General features: G+C 41.2%; 15 protein-coding genes. 12 read left to right on the top strand and 3 right to left on the bottom strand.

Annotated elements, in window-relative coordinates:
- Nucleotides 1-3 precede the first annotated feature (3 nt).
- Nucleotides 4-1005 carry a 2-hydroxyacid dehydrogenase gene (locus tag ACKPCE_RS08470; RefSeq protein ID WP_024996197.1) on the bottom strand — a complete coding sequence of 334 codons (1002 nt, stop codon included), beginning with the start codon at nucleotides 1003-1005 and terminating at the stop codon, nucleotides 4-6.
- Nucleotides 1006-1287: 282 nt separating this feature from the next.
- Between ACKPCE_RS08470 and ACKPCE_RS08475 the strand changes: the two genes are divergently transcribed.
- The 4 genes from ACKPCE_RS08475 to queF all read left to right on the top strand — a co-directional run bounded on the left by ACKPCE_RS08475 (nucleotide 1288) and on the right by queF (nucleotide 4687).
- Complete coding sequence (locus ACKPCE_RS08475) at nucleotides 1288-2628, top strand: OmpP1/FadL family transporter (protein WP_319504846.1); 1341 nt, start codon at nucleotides 1288-1290, stop codon at nucleotides 2626-2628.
- Nucleotides 2629-2881: 253 nt separating this feature from the next.
- Complete coding sequence (locus ACKPCE_RS08480; RefSeq protein WP_277639005.1) at nucleotides 2882-3562, top strand: queuosine precursor transporter; 681 nt, start codon at nucleotides 2882-2884, stop codon at nucleotides 3560-3562.
- Nucleotides 3559-4221 (top strand): 7-cyano-7-deazaguanine synthase QueC, encoded by a 663-nt coding sequence (gene queC, locus ACKPCE_RS08485; RefSeq protein WP_319504847.1) that lies wholly within the window; start codon nucleotides 3559-3561, stop codon nucleotides 4219-4221. The genes ACKPCE_RS08480 and queC overlap by 4 nt, the downstream gene beginning before the upstream one ends.
- A 1-nt stretch (nucleotide 4222) precedes the next feature.
- Nucleotides 4223-4687 carry a preQ(1) synthase gene (queF, locus tag ACKPCE_RS08490; RefSeq protein WP_276994271.1) on the top strand — a complete coding sequence of 155 codons (465 nt, stop codon included), beginning with the start codon at nucleotides 4223-4225 and terminating at the stop codon, nucleotides 4685-4687.
- Between the two features lie 3 nt (nucleotides 4688-4690).
- Here the strand turns inward: queF and rlmH are convergent, their stop codons facing one another.
- Nucleotides 4691-5164: a 23S rRNA (pseudouridine(1915)-N(3))-methyltransferase RlmH gene (gene rlmH / locus ACKPCE_RS08495; protein ID WP_024996192.1), complete on the bottom strand. Its 474-nt coding sequence runs from the start codon at nucleotides 5162-5164 to the stop codon at nucleotides 4691-4693.
- A gap of 111 nt (nucleotides 5165-5275) precedes the next feature.
- On the opposite strand from rlmH, the gene ACKPCE_RS08500 reads away from it, so the two are divergent.
- The 7 genes from ACKPCE_RS08500 (at nucleotide 5276) to ACKPCE_RS08530 (ending at nucleotide 10475) form a co-directional block, all read left to right on the top strand.
- Nucleotides 5276-5668, top strand: a complete 393-nt coding sequence (locus tag ACKPCE_RS08500) for a DUF4783 domain-containing protein (protein WP_024996191.1) — start codon at nucleotides 5276-5278, stop codon at nucleotides 5666-5668.
- Nucleotides 5661-6500, top strand: coding sequence for a carboxylating nicotinate-nucleotide diphosphorylase (nadC, locus tag ACKPCE_RS08505; RefSeq protein ID WP_024996190.1), 840 nt, complete (start codon nucleotides 5661-5663; stop codon nucleotides 6498-6500). Before ACKPCE_RS08500 ends, nadC begins: the two co-directional genes overlap by 8 nt.
- Nucleotides 6501-6600: 100 nt before the next feature.
- Complete coding sequence (locus ACKPCE_RS08510; protein WP_024996189.1) at nucleotides 6601-7155, top strand: RNA polymerase sigma factor; 555 nt, start codon at nucleotides 6601-6603, stop codon at nucleotides 7153-7155.
- On the top strand, nucleotides 7139-8194 hold the full coding sequence (locus tag ACKPCE_RS08515) for a Dma2 family dual membrane-spanning anti-sigma factor (protein WP_319504848.1): 1056 nt from the start codon (nucleotides 7139-7141) through the stop codon (nucleotides 8192-8194). Before ACKPCE_RS08510 ends, ACKPCE_RS08515 begins: the two co-directional genes overlap by 17 nt.
- 25 nt (nucleotides 8195-8219) lie before the next feature.
- Nucleotides 8220-8747: a DUF4943 family protein gene (locus ACKPCE_RS08520; protein ID WP_319504849.1), complete on the top strand. Its 528-nt coding sequence runs from the start codon at nucleotides 8220-8222 to the stop codon at nucleotides 8745-8747.
- A gap of 21 nt (nucleotides 8748-8768) precedes the next feature.
- A complete protein-coding gene (locus tag ACKPCE_RS08525) occupies nucleotides 8769-9440 on the top strand; it encodes a DUF4858 domain-containing protein (protein WP_319504850.1) in 672 nt (223 codons plus the stop codon).
- 96 nt (nucleotides 9441-9536) lie between these two features.
- Complete coding sequence (locus tag ACKPCE_RS08530) at nucleotides 9537-10475, top strand: NAD(P)H-dependent flavin oxidoreductase (RefSeq protein WP_319504851.1); 939 nt, start codon at nucleotides 9537-9539, stop codon at nucleotides 10473-10475.
- Nucleotides 10476-10576: 101 nt separating this feature from the next.
- On the opposite strand, the gene ald is transcribed toward ACKPCE_RS08530, so the two are convergent.
- Nucleotides 10577-11683 carry an alanine dehydrogenase gene (ald, locus tag ACKPCE_RS08535; protein WP_319504852.1) on the bottom strand — a complete coding sequence of 369 codons (1107 nt, stop codon included), beginning with the start codon at nucleotides 11681-11683 and terminating at the stop codon, nucleotides 10577-10579.
- A 524-nt stretch (nucleotides 11684-12207) separates the two neighbouring features.
- Between ald and ACKPCE_RS08540 the strand changes: the two genes are divergently transcribed.
- Nucleotides 12208-13554 (top strand): ammonium transporter, encoded by a 1347-nt coding sequence (locus ACKPCE_RS08540; RefSeq protein ID WP_319504853.1) that lies wholly within the window; start codon nucleotides 12208-12210, stop codon nucleotides 13552-13554.
- The last annotated feature ends 130 nt before the right edge of the window (nucleotides 13555-13684 follow it).

Below are 13684 nucleotides of genomic sequence, written 5' to 3' on the forward strand. Positions count from 1 at the left end.
CGTTTATACTTTTACTTCGTTTGCCAAAGATTTGTTCTCGGCAAAATCTTTAATATTTTGCAACGTAGTGCTAGCTATATTTTCAAGCGCTTCGTGCGTGAAGAATGCCTGATGCGATGTAACGATTACGTTGTTGAATGATAAGAGGCGAGCCAAGACATCGTCATCAATGATGCGGTCTGACTTATCTTCATAAAAATAATCGCCTTCTTCTTCGTACACATCCAGTCCGGCTGAACCTATTTTTTTGTTTTTCAATCCTTCAATCAATGCGTTGGTATGAATGAGCTGTCCGCGCCCAGTGTTGATAATCATCACCCCGTCTTTCATCTTACTGATGGAATAGTCATTGATGAGATATTTGGTTTGTTCCGTAAGCGGACAGTGCAGAGAAATGATGTCTGAACTGTGGTATAATTCATCCAGTGAAGTGTAAACCACCTGGTGTTCTCGTGCAAAGTTGTTGTCAGGATATAAATCGTATGCCAGAATATTCATACCGAATCCCTTTAGAATTTGAATTAATATCTTGGCTATTTTACCGGTGCCGATAATTCCCGCCGTTTTGCCGTGCATATCGAATCCCAGCAATCCGTTCAGAGAAAAATTGCCGTCGCGTGTGCGCCAGGTTGCCCGGGGAATTCTTCTGTTGAGGGCTAACATGAGTGCCACGGTATGTTCGGCTACGGCGTAAGGAGAATAAGCGGGCACGCGCACCACTTTAATTCCGTTCTCTTGAGCAGCGTTAAGATCTACGTTGTTGTATCCGGCACAGCGCAAGGCAATCAGTTTGACACCATTGGCAGCCATGGCACGAATCACTTGTGCGTCGGCAATGTCATTCACAAAAATACATACCACGTCAACTCCCTGAGTCAGAATAACGTTGTTCATGTTCAGATGCCCTTTGAAAAACTTCAGTTCAAAGCCAAATTCAGCATTCTTGTGTTTGAATGATGACTCGTCATAAGGTTGCGTACCGAAAAAAGCGATATTAAAAGCCATGATTATAATTGTTTTATTGTTGTTTGGTATTTTGTTCTAATATAAGTTAACGTTCGGTTAGCCTGAATTGTTTCTAAAAAGACTAAAAAGCTCTTGCCGAATTCTTAAAAGATAATAGCTTTTGAAATCGGGATGGCACTGATTCTGAGCGGTTAGTTTCATTGTGAACAGTTTGTTTCTTTAATTAATTTTGTCGTTTAGAGAAATAATATGCACAAAAATATTTGAGGTGTGCAATTTTGTGCTATCTTTGCGCCCTGATTAACTTAAATAGCGAACTTAATGAGAAAAGTATTTCTGATGAGCGCCTTGTCGCTGATCGTTTCAGTTTCAACTTTTGCAGGAGGTCTCCTGACAAATACAAATCAGCATGTTAGTTTTCTTCGTATGATAGCCCGTGGGGCTTCAGTTGATATCGACGGTGTATATTATAACCCGGCCGGTCTGGGATTTCTGCCAACGGATGGCCTTTACCTTTCTTTGAATGGTCAGAGTGCTTACCAGACACGTGTAATTGATGCCACTTTCCCTTTGTTCCCGGAAGAAGGACATACACGCAACTATAAAGGTACGGCATCCGCTCCGTTCATACCCAGTGTGCAGGCAGCTTATAAAAACGGAAATTGGGTGTTTTCCGGTAGTTTTGCTGTAGGTGGAGGAGGAGGAAAGGCCTCTTTTGATACAGGTTTGCCTATGTTTGATTCGAAGGTAATGGCCGGAATGGCTCAGCAGTTACAACCGTTGGTGGCTGCGACAGGCGCCAATGCTGCTACCGATTTATATACAATTGCTTCCGCTATGGAAGGTCGTCAGTTTATTTATGCAGCGCAATTTGGTATTACGTATAAAGTAAATGATTGGTTGTCTGTGTTTGGCGGTGGTCGTATGAACTACTTCTCGGGTGGATATACCGGCTATCTTACTGCGAATATAAAGGATCAGTATAAAAACTATGTTCCCAATCAAACATTGTATAGTCTGGAACTTGATTTGGATCAAACCGGATGGGGGCTGACTCCTATTATCGGTGCTGACGTGAAGCTTGGCAAGTGGAACATGGGATTGAAATATGAGTTTATGACAAGTCTGAACATTGAAAACCAGACAAAGAAGAACAGCGATCCTGATGGTGCATTGGCTGCTTACAAGAATGGAGTTAATACGCCAAATGACATTCCGGCTTTGCTGACAGCGGCCGTAGGTTATGAAATTCTTCCTACTCTTCGCGCTTCTGTGGAATATCATTTCTTCGATGACAAGCAGGCAGGTATGGCCGGTGACAAACAAGAGGCTTTAAAGGGTGGTACCAATGAGTACTTAATGGGTATTGAATGGGACGTGCATGATCGCGTTAGCATTAGCGGTGGTTATCAACGTACTGATTACGCTTTGGCTGACGGTTTTCAGAGCGATACAAGTTTTTCTTGTGACTCTTATTCATTAGGTTTCGGTGCCGGAATTAAACTTTCATCAAAACTAAAACTAAACGTGGCTTATTTTTGGACCAACTACAGCGACTACACGAAGGAAATGGATAACTACAACGGACTTCCATTAGGAGGAACTGATGTTTATTCACGTACTAACAAAGTATTCGGGTTGGGTGTAGACTATAAATTTTAGGTTTTCTCTCTTGCTGTTTAACAGCAATGTTCGGCTGCCACAAAGGGTGTTGTGTGCAGCCGAACTTTTTTTATGGGTTATCAAATCGGTTAATTTAAATAATATGTTTACCTTTGTACCGCAAAAGAGTATGCAATAGCATTTACTCTTTGCATAGAGTTAATAATTTGTGGCACCGCATGCTTTCAGTGAAAGATACTGAAACGGGAAGTTTGCGGTCGTGTGCTTGAATACCACGTAAAAAACAAGATTTATGAACAGTAAAGTTTCTGTGCCTTTCATGCTGCTTGGCATTTTATTTAATGTGTGCCTTATTGCGGCTAATCTTCTTGAAACCAAAGTTATTCAGGTTTTTGGTATAACTGTAACTGCCGGCCTGATTGTTTTTCCCATCTCTTACATTATTAATGATTGCATTGCCGAAGTATGGGGCTTTAAAAAAGCTCGACTGATTATTTGGAGTGGCTTTGTGATGAACTTCTTTGTTGTTGCTTTAGGGCAAGTAGCAGTTGCACTCCCCGCAGCTCCTTTCTGGGAGGGTGAAGAGTCTTTTAACTTTGTCTTTGGTATGGCTCCTCGCATCGTAGTGGCCAGCTTGTCGGCTTTCTTGGTTGGCTCTTTTCTAAATGCTTATGTGATGAGTAAAATGAAAATAGCCAGTAAGGGAAAGAACTTCTCGGCACGGGCTATTTGGTCAACTGTTGTGGGCGAGACGGGTGATTCTATTATTTTCTTTCCCATTGCTTTTGCCGGAATAATTCCTTGGAATGAACTGATTTTGATGATGGGTGTGCAAATTGTATTGAAGTCTCTGTATGAGGTATTGGTACTGCCGGTTACTATCCGTGTTGTAAAATACATCAAGAAGGTTGATGGCAGTGATGTTTATGACGAAAACATTTCGTACAACATCCTTAAAGTCAAAGAGGTATGACGGATGTAAAAGATGCGGCGGTAGTTTTGTTCAGTGGAGGACAAGATTCCACAACTTGCTTATTTTGGGCGAAAAAACAATTTAAAACGGTATATGCGCTGAGCTTCGTATACGGACAAAAACACGTGCACGAAGTGGAATTGGCAAAAGGTATTGCCGCAAGGGCAGGAGTGGAGTTTCATGTGATGGATGTTTCTTTTATAAGTCAGCTGGGACGTAATTCCTTGACGGATACGTCTTTGTTGATGGACGAAGAGAAGCCGGCAGATTCTTTCCCTAATACATTTGTGCCGGGCCGAAACCTTTTCTTTTTAAGCATTGCTGCGGTTTTTGCTCGAGAAAGAGGAGTACGTGACATCGTTACCGGAGTTTCTCAGACGGATTATAGCGGCTATCCGGATTGTCGCGATTCGTTTATCAAGTCGTTGAATGTGACACTGAATCTGGCCATGGATGAACAGTTTATATTGCATACCCCACTGATGTGGATAAACAAAGCTCAAACATGGGCTTTGGCAGATGAGCTGGGAGTGCTTGATGTAGTTCGTAATGAAACATTGACTTGTTATAATGGAGTACCTGCAGATGGGTGCGGTCATTGCCCGGCGTGCAAACTTCGTGGGCAAGGACTGGATGAATATTTAAAAACAAAAAAATAATATGGCGGAACTAAAAGATCAACTCTCTTTGTTGGGAAGGAACACGGAGTATAAACAGGACTATGCTCCCGACGTTTTGGAGGCTTTTGATAATAAACATCCCGGAAATGATTATTGGGTACGATTTAATTGTCCCGAATTTACGAGTCTGTGTCCTATTACCGGTCAGCCCGATTTCGCGGAGATACGCATTGCTTATCTGCCCGATGTGAAAATGGTTGAGAGCAAAAGCTTAAAACTTTATCTTTTTAGCTTCCGCAATCATGGAGCCTTTCATGAAGATTGTGTGAATATCATTATGAAAGATCTCATACAACTGATGAATCCCAAATATATTGAGGTAACAGGCATATTCACTCCCCGGGGAGGTATATCTATTTATCCTTTTGCTAATTATGGCCGTCCGGGTACATCTTACGAAGAGATGGCACGTTTCCGCATGATGCATCACGATTTGAACGGATAGTCGTTATTCATGGTGGTAAGGACCTCCGTGAAGTATGTTCATGGCTCTGTAAAGCTGCTCAGTGAAGATTAGTCTGATCATTTGATGAGAGAATGTCATTTTTGACATGGAGATCTTTTCATGGGCAGTTTGATATACTTTCGGTGAAAATCCGTAAGGACCTCCAATGATGAAAATGAGACGCTTGTTTACGTTAGCCATCTTTTTCTCCATCCATGAAGCAAATTCAACCGAGCGAAACTCTTTGCCGTTCTCATCGAGAAGCACCACAACATCTCCCGACTGAAGAAATTTGCAAATCAATTCGCCTTCTTTCTCTTTTTGTTGCTCTTCCGTAAGGCTTTTCGTGTTTTTAAGCTCAGGTATAACTTCCATATCAAACGAAATATAACGTTTGGTTCGTTCGATGTAATCGTTGATGGCTGTTATGTAATGTTGCTCAACTGTGCGTCCTACTACTAATAATATTGTTTTCATTTTCTCTGTCAGGGATTGATTGATGTGCCCTTTGAACCGACAAAAATAATGCTTTTTTGTTGTTTTCTTATATAAATGCTTACCTTTGCTTATCTTTTAATGCTTTTGTTTATGAGAAAAAGAGTGTTTTTATGGATGAGTGCCTTATTTCTTTTTGTGTCGGTTTCACTGGCACAGGATATACCGGCCGGATTATCAATAGCTTTTAAAAAAGGGAATTCACAAGAATTAAGCAACTACCTTGGAAGTAAAGTCAACTTGATTATTCAGAATCGTTCATCTGACGTGAATAATCAGACTGCACAAACTATGATGGCTGATTTTTTCTCAAAAAACAAGGTGATTGGTTTCAGCGTGAACCACCAGGGCCGACGAGATGAGTCGGGCTTTGTCATCGGAACGCTTACTACAGATAATGGCAGCTTCCGTGTGAATTGCTTTTTCAAACGAGTAGACAATAGATTTTTAATTTATCAAATAAGAATAGACAAAACCAATGAATGAGTTGATAGACAGACTGATTGATCTGGCTTTTGCCGAGGATATAGGCGATGGCGATCATACAACGCTTTCGTGTATTCCTGACACAGCTATGGGGAAATCAAAACTGCTGATTAAAGAGGCAGGAGTATTGGCCGGTATTGAGATTGCCAAAGAAATATTTCATCGTTTTGATTCGGAGATGAAAGTGGAAGTATTTATAAATGATGGAACGGAGGTTAAACCCGGTGATGTTGCCATGATTGTGGAAGGCAGGGTGCAGTCTCTTTTACAAACGGAAAGATTGATGCTAAACGTGATGCAGCGCATGAGTGGTATTGCCACCATGACACGTCGTTACGTGAAACAGCTTGAAGGGACGAAAACGCGCGTTCTCGATACACGTAAAACGACTCCGGGCATGCGTATGCTCGAGAAAGCGGCAGTCAAGATAGGTGGTGGAGTGAATCATCGTATCGGACTTTTTGATATGATTCTTCTAAAAGATAATCATGTTGACTTTGCCGGCGGTATTGATAAAGCCATTCAGCGAGCACAAAACTACTGCAAGGAAAAAGGAAAGGACCTGAAGATTGAAATTGAAGTCCGTAACTTTGATGAATTAAATCAAGTGCTTGCCATTGGTGGGGTTGACCGAATCATGCTCGATAATTTCACGCCCGAAAACACACGCAAAGCGGTAGAACTGATTGCCGGTAAGTATGAAACGGAGTCTTCGGGAGGCATTACTTTTGATACACTGCGCGACTACGCATTGTGCGGGGTGGATTATATATCGGTTGGGGCGTTGACCCACTCGGTGAAAGGTCTTGATATGAGTTTCAAGGCTTGTTGATTTTAATATTCTTTAATATTTTTGTTTGCAGCATTCTTTCGTTTACTGCGTCTAACTTGCAAACGGCGCAAACATAACGTTAGGCAAAAAGGCATTTAAGTTGGAAAACGAAATTGAATTAATTAAAGGCTGTAAGGCAGGTGACAATGTAGCCCGCAAGAAACTTTACACCCTCTATTCCAACAAGATGCTGGCGGTGTGCTACCGTTATACTGGCGATATGGATGCAGCGCATGATGTACTACACGATGCTTTCATTAAAATATTTACCGGATTTAATTTCCGGGGTGAAGCATCGCTTAGTACATGGATTACCAGAATTATGGTCACTCAATCACTCGATTATCTGAGAAAGCAAAAAAAGATTAGTCAGACAATGGTGAGAGAGGAACAGATTCCTGATATTCCCGATGAACTTCAAGACAGGGAGAACGCGAACCGGATTTCAGAAGAGCAATTACTGGCTTTTGTTGCCGAGTTACCCGATGGGTGCCGTACCGTGTTCAACTTATATGTTTTTGAAGATAAATCGCACAAGGAAATTGCGGATTTGCTTCGTATAAAAGAGCATTCTTCGACTTCCCAATTGCATCGCGCTAAAAGTTTGCTCGCAAAAAAAATTAAAGAATATTTGAATCATGAAGAAAGAAAATGATGAATTAACGGACTTGTTTCGTTCGCGATTGACAGAAGCAGAGCTTCCTGTCAGGGAAACATGCTGGGAGAAGCTTGAAAAAGATTTGCCTGTTGCTGTTCGTCATCGCAAACTGATGATTTATCGTTTCAGTGCTGCAGCTTCGGTATTGCTTGTACTTATGGCTGCCTCTGCGGCATTTTGGTATTTCTCTCCCAAAGAAGAAATAGCCAACGCATTTGTTCAGGCTGAGCGTACTGCCGGTGCCAATGCTACTTTGGAGGATGATGCTGTAAAAGAGGACTTTCCTTCCATTCATCCGGCTACTGTTTTGAGTAAATCATCGGGCTCAGGCGATCTACCTTCTTCTTCAACTAATCTTTCTGAAAATGCATCCGATTCTGTTTCTGTAACAGTATCCATGTCTTTTTCGTTTTCTTCTTCCTCTTCTTATACCAGCCGCAACAGAAACAAACGCCAGCAACAAACAGCAATGGTTAGCGAACAGGCAGTCTCTGATAGAACAGAGGCTCAAAGCGTGAATAATTCAAACGACAATTCTTCCGAAAGTACGAAAAAAGCAACCACAGCATTGAAGATAGGGGCAAGTATAGCTCCTGTTTCAGCGAAAGGATTACGCGCGCCTATAGGGGCAAGCGTTACGCTTGAGAAAAAACTCAGTAAGCGTTTTTCTGTGGAGGCTGGGATCAATTACTCGTGCGAACAGAGTGTTGATCAAGGAAACTTGCATTACATAGGTGTTCCGGTTAAAGCGAATTTGTTAATTGCTACCAATGACAAGTTGGATGTTTATGCTTCGATAGGTGGAATTGCCGACAAATGTATCGGGGGAGCACCTCGCAACGGGTTTGGCAGTGAACCGATACAGTTGGCTATGACAGCTGGTTTAGGAGTGAATTACAAACTGAATGATAAGTTTGCTGTGTTTGCCGAACCCACTCTGGTTCGCCACTTCGATGCGGATAGGCAATGGGAAACTGCTCGTTCCAGAAAGTCTACCAATTTGAACCTTCTTTGCGGAGTAAGAATGACATATTGATTCGGTAATCCCTAAATTAAATGGTATGAAAAACATTGTATTCATAATAACGATGACGCTTTTACTGTTGGGCTTTTGCGGATGTACCGATGAGGTGATCGATTACAATGATCCTGATGTGGATCTTTTCGTGAAGCAGTTAAAAGATGGTAGTTATAAAACTAAAGGGCCCGACGGATATATTGAGGTTCCTAAATTTACAAGAGAAGATATTCCCAAACTATTGACCTATGCCGATGATCTGACTATTATTCCTTCATTCCCGTTGCCACCGGTATGCACTTATTTTGGAACCAAGGTTCGGTTGGGAGAGTGCATGTTGTGGATTGTAGAAAGTATACGCTTAGGGCAATATGCTTCTTTGGGGTGCAAGATGGTTTACGCTGACGCAACTAATTATGAGGGAATCTACTTCCTTTCAAATGAGGAAGTACACGATGCTGCTAAAAGATATCGATTCTGGTGGGAAAACTCTCAATATCCTCAAACTCAATGGACCATAACCCCGTGCTATAATGACCCGCTTTGTGGTAGCGGATATCGTTGGTGGTAATCTTTTAAAAATAGATGTTGAATGACAAAACGTATAGCTTTATTTGTTTTTGTCACTTCCTTGTCGCTGTTGTCTCATGCACAATGGACAGGGAAGGACTCTATCAATCTGAAAAGATTGTTAGAGGGTGACGGTGAGATAAAATTGAATCAGGAAGCCATAAAACAGGTGCAGCAAGATCTGGGAAGTCCTTTGATCATTCGTGAATCTTCTGCTACAAAGTACGATGAATCTCTTCCAAAGGTGTATCCCGAGAAAGAAAAGTTGGTTTTGACGCTAATGCCTTATACAGCGAGAACAAAATATAACTATGATCCCATTTATAAAAAGAAAATTGACGTAAAGGCAGACACCTATAAATCCAATCCTTTTGAGACTCTTTATGCCTTGTCTATTCCCACAAATTGGGCCAAACATCCGTTTGAGGGTGGTTACAGGAAATCGCTGGAAGAGATAGAAGCTACGGGTTTGAGGTACAATCCCTTAGCAGAACGGGCTAACAATAAGGCTGTTGGAGCGTGGAAGTCAGCTGCAGGTCCCACCGGATATGATTTTATGACGCCTTTCACAAAAGACTTCTGGAATATTAAAGGAAATAAACGTAAGGCACGTACACTAGAGGTGTTAGCTAGCTATGGCGATTCTACTTCGGTTTTGATAGATGAACCTATACTACGCCAAAAAATCAAGTAAAAAGGTTTTTGGCTTCATAGACGCTCTATTTGGCTTTTTTATTTGGTCGTTTTATATGTGAGCTTTACATTTGCATATATTTAAAAATAAAGTAATATGAATAGAATAACTTCTCTTTTGGGAATTCAATATCCGATTATACAAGGTGGAATGGTTTGGTGCAGCGGTTGGAGACTTGCTTCTGCTGTTAGTAATGCGGGTGGTCTTGGTTTACTTGGCGCCGGGTCTATGCATCCGGATGTTTTGCGCGATCATATTCAAAAATGCAAACTGGCGACAATTAAGCCTTTTGGAGTAAACGTGCCGCTGATGTATCCTCAGATTGAAGAAATCATGAATATCATTGTGGAAGAAGGTGTTAAGATTGTTTTTACATCAGCCGGAAACCCTAAAACCTGGACGAGTTGGTTGAAGGAAAAAGGAATCACGGTAGTGCATGTTGTTTCGTCTGCTAAGTTTGCTTTGAAATGCCAAGAAGCCGGTGTTGATGCTGTTGTGGCCGAAGGCTTTGAAGCGGGTGGACATAATGGAAGAGAAGAAACGACTACTTTGTGTTTAATTCCGGCTGTTCGCAAGGCTATTTCACTCCCTCTGATTGCTGCCGGCGGAATAGGAACAGGCGAAGCGATTCTTGCGGCCTCTGTTCTCGGTGCCGACGGGGTTCAGATAGGTAGCCGCTTTGCGTTGACCGAAGAGAGCTCGGCACACAATGACTTCAAAGAGTATTGCCTGACCCTGAAAGAGGGTGACACTAAATTGTTACTAAAGAAACTGGCGCCTACGCGACTTGCCAAAAATGCATTTCGTGACTTGGTGGAAGATGCTGAAAATAAAGGGTCTTCAGTGGAGGAGATGCGTGATTTGCTTGGAAAGGGACGCGCTAAAAAAGGAATCTTCGAAGGATATCTGGATGAAGGTGAGCTGGAGATAGGTCAGGTTACTGCTTTGATTGATCAAAAAAATACGGTAGCAGAGGTTATGGCAGAGTTGGTTGAGGATTTTAAAGCCGCATGTCAGAAAGAAAATAATTGGTGAATGTCATCGCGTCATTCTATATAATAATAGATATAGATAAAAAGGCTGCCTCGAGAAGAATTCTTTTGAGACAGCCTTTTACGTATTTATTAAAATCAGAATTATAGAGTAATCGGTTCGTATTTTAATCCATAGACATCTGCCACTGCCTTGAATGTGACTTTTCCACCCACGACATTAAGCCCGGCAAATAATGCAGAACTTTCTTTGCATGCGCGTTGCCATCCTTTGTCTGCTAAAAATAGAGCATACGGCAGAGTTGCATTTGTCAGAGCAAGTGTGGATGTATAAGGTACAGCTCCGGGAATATTCGCTACTGCATAGTGTACAACTCCGTCAACCGTGTATACGGGTTCACTGTGGCTGGTGGCATGTGATGTTTCAAAACATCCGCCTTGATCTATTGCAACATCTACCATAACAGTTCCGGGTTGCATCATCTTTAACATCTCTTTGGTGATGAGATGCGGAGCTTTATCACCGGGTATGAGTACGGAGCCAATGATAAGGTTGGTTGATGGCAATTCCTCTTTAATGTTGTGCTCAGAAGAATAGAGCGTTTTTACGTTTTTGGGAAGTATCTCACTTAAGTAACGTAAACGTGGAAGAGAAATGTCTGCAATGGTAACATCTGCACCTGCACCCGCAGCAAGAAGTGCCGAATGAGTGCCCACTACTCCTCCTCCCAAAATAAGAACTTTAGCAGGTTTTACTCCAGGTACTCCACCTAAAAGAATACCTTTACCACCTTGAGGCTTTTCTAAGAAACGTGCTCCTTCTTGTACGGCCATTCTTCCGGCAACTTCACTCATGGGAATAAGTAGTGGGAGTGAGCCATCCTCTTTTCTCACCGTTTCGTACGCCAAACAAACAGCTCCACTTTTAATCATGGCATGAGTCAATTCTTCATCCGATGCAAAATGGAAGTAAGTAAAAAGCAGTTGACCTTCTTTGATCAGTTCATACTCAGGTTTTATAGGCTCTTTAACTTTAATGATCATCTCAGCTGTTGCATAGACCTCCTCGATTGTAGGTAATATTACTGCACCTGCTGTGAGGTATTCATCATCACTGAATCCGCTACCCATACCTGCGGTATGTTGCACAAATACTTTGTGCCCTCTTTTACATAACTCAAAAACTCCGGCTGGCGTCATTCCAACCCGGTTTTCATTGTTTTTGATTTCTTTGGGAATTCCAATTATCATAATGTCCGTTTTTGGGGGTTAATTATTTCGCAATGTAGTAATATTCCTCATTCGTTATTCTCAGAATTGAACTGTTTTATGGCAGAATGTAATGGAAGTTTCTAATTTCTTTTTTTGTTTTTAAATAAGTAATAAAATGTAAGTTGAAGTTGTCTTATTATGATATTATGTGTTTTGAGCCTTCTTATTGTCACTTTATTTTTTGTGTTTATGGCTTTTTAATTCATTATGATATATAAATGGTGGGAATTGATGTATTGCTCCCATTTATTATTTATATGTAGAATTATGGATCAGTTTTTATCTTTATAATGTCATATAGTTCTTTATTATGCTTTTTTTGTTTTAAATTATAAGTTTATATGGTTGCTGCTTGTCCTTTTTATCAATATGATTCATTATTTGCTTTTTTTATATCTAAAAGATCTGTATATTTGCACCTGATTTTGTCAAATGATCTAAGTTGTGATTATATTATTTCTATATGATAATTATATATATTAACCAATAAAAGCTGTTTGTAGATGAAGAAAAGATGGATTATTTTGATGGCTATACTAGTAGTCATTAGTGTAATGGGCCTTTTTGCTCCTGAGCAACCCGAATTGTGGACTGTTGATTCAAATGTAAATAACGCGGATGTTGCTTGGATGATAACGGCAACTATTTTTGTGCTGATGATGACTCCTGGATTATCTCTATTTTATGGAGGAATGGTGCGCCAGAAAAACGTTATTTCAACCATCTTGCAAAGTTTTATAGCAATGGGTGTTATTAGTATTATATGGGTTGTTTTTGGTTTCAGTTTGGCTTTCGGCGATGATATCGGCAGTTTTGTGGGTAATCCGGCAACGTTTTTCATGTTTGATGGTGTAGGAGCCAAAACCGATCCTTTGCTTGCTCCAACAATACCATTGGCTCTTTTTGCTTTGTTTCAGATGAAGTTTGCCATCATAACTCCTTCTTTGATAACGGGCTCTTTTGCAGAGCGCGTGAGGTTCTCAGGCTATCTCGTATTCATGATGCTTTTCTGTATTTTTGTATATTGCCCATTGGCTCATTGGACCTGGCATCCAGACGGCTTCCTTCGTCAGATGGGGGTTGTTGACTTTGCCGGTGGTATTGTGGTTCATGCTTCATCGGGTGTGGCAGCGCTTGCCGGTGCTATATTTTTAGGCAAAAGAACAGAACAAAATTCAACTCATGTACCTGCCAATATACCTTTTGTTATATTAGGAGCTGCTATGTTGTGGCTGGGTTGGTTTGGCTTTAACGCGGGCTCATCGTTGGCTGCTAACGGAGTTGCGGTAAAAGCTTTCTTAAATACAAATACTGCGTCGGCAACAGCTATGATGGCATGGGTTGTTTTTGATTGTTTACGTGGACGTAAACCGTCTGCTATGGGTGCGGCTATCGGAGCTGTTGTGGGATTGGTTGCTATAACCCCGTCTGCCGGCTTTGTTACAGTGGGTGAAAGTATCTTTATAGCTCTGGTAACAACAATTGTTTGTAACGTGGCTGTTTACTGGAAAAATCACACTTCAGTAGATGATGCTTTGGATGTTTTTCCTACGCATGGAGTAGGAGGCATCTTAGGTACTGTATTAACAGGTGTTTTTGTGCACGGATTGATAGACGGTCATTGGGATGTATTTTTCATTCATATCCTGGCCGTAATTATTGTTTGTGTCTATACTTTTGTAGTGACTTACGCGTTGTATTGGCTAACTAACAAAATGATACCCATGCGGGTTTCGGCTAACAGTGAAAGAATAGGTCTTGATATCAGCCAGCATGATGAACAATATGGCATGGTTGAGCCGGAACGTGAACTTGCCGAATATTCCGAGGGAGAAGTTTCGAGTAAGTAAGTTTAGAGGCGTAAATGAATAAAATGTGTGTTAATTATTCTTGTATGTATATGCTCTGTGACTAGTTTGCAAAAGGATGCCAATGTTTTTAGGAAAAAAAACGCTAAGTTTGCATTCCCGATTAAAACTG

Origin of the sequence: Bacteroides graminisolvens, assembly GCF_963666085.1 — a bacterium.
GTDB lineage: Bacteria > Bacteroidota > Bacteroidia > Bacteroidales > Bacteroidaceae > Bacteroides > Bacteroides graminisolvens.

Coding starts and splice junctions, on each gene's coding strand:
- nadC (WP_024996190.1), top strand. CDS start 5,661: ATGAATGAGTTGATAGACAGACTGATTGATCTGGCTTTTGCCGAGGAT.
- ACKPCE_RS08530 (WP_319504851.1), top strand. CDS start 9,537: ATGAATAGAATAACTTCTCTTTTGGGAATTCAATATCCGATTATACAA.
- queF (WP_276994271.1), top strand. CDS start 4,223: ATGGCGGAACTAAAAGATCAACTCTCTTTGTTGGGAAGGAACACGGAG.
- ACKPCE_RS08525 (WP_319504850.1), top strand. CDS start 8,769: ATGACAAAACGTATAGCTTTATTTGTTTTTGTCACTTCCTTGTCGCTG.
- ACKPCE_RS08520 (WP_319504849.1), top strand. CDS start 8,220: ATGAAAAACATTGTATTCATAATAACGATGACGCTTTTACTGTTGGGC.
- ald (WP_319504852.1), bottom strand. CDS start 11,683: ATGATAATTGGAATTCCCAAAGAAATCAAAAACAATGAAAACCGGGTT.
- ACKPCE_RS08540 (WP_319504853.1), top strand. CDS start 12,208: ATGAAGAAAAGATGGATTATTTTGATGGCTATACTAGTAGTCATTAGT.
- ACKPCE_RS08470 (WP_024996197.1), bottom strand. CDS start 1,005: ATGGCTTTTAATATCGCTTTTTTCGGTACGCAACCTTATGACGAGTCA.
- queC (WP_319504847.1), top strand. CDS start 3,559: ATGACGGATGTAAAAGATGCGGCGGTAGTTTTGTTCAGTGGAGGACAA.
- ACKPCE_RS08515 (WP_319504848.1), top strand. CDS start 7,139: ATGAAGAAAGAAAATGATGAATTAACGGACTTGTTTCGTTCGCGATTG.
- ACKPCE_RS08480 (WP_277639005.1), top strand. CDS start 2,882: ATGAACAGTAAAGTTTCTGTGCCTTTCATGCTGCTTGGCATTTTATTT.
- rlmH (WP_024996192.1), bottom strand. CDS start 5,164: ATGAAAACAATATTATTAGTAGTAGGACGCACAGTTGAGCAACATTAC.
- ACKPCE_RS08475 (WP_319504846.1), top strand. CDS start 1,288: ATGAGAAAAGTATTTCTGATGAGCGCCTTGTCGCTGATCGTTTCAGTT.
- ACKPCE_RS08500 (WP_024996191.1), top strand. CDS start 5,276: ATGAGAAAAAGAGTGTTTTTATGGATGAGTGCCTTATTTCTTTTTGTG.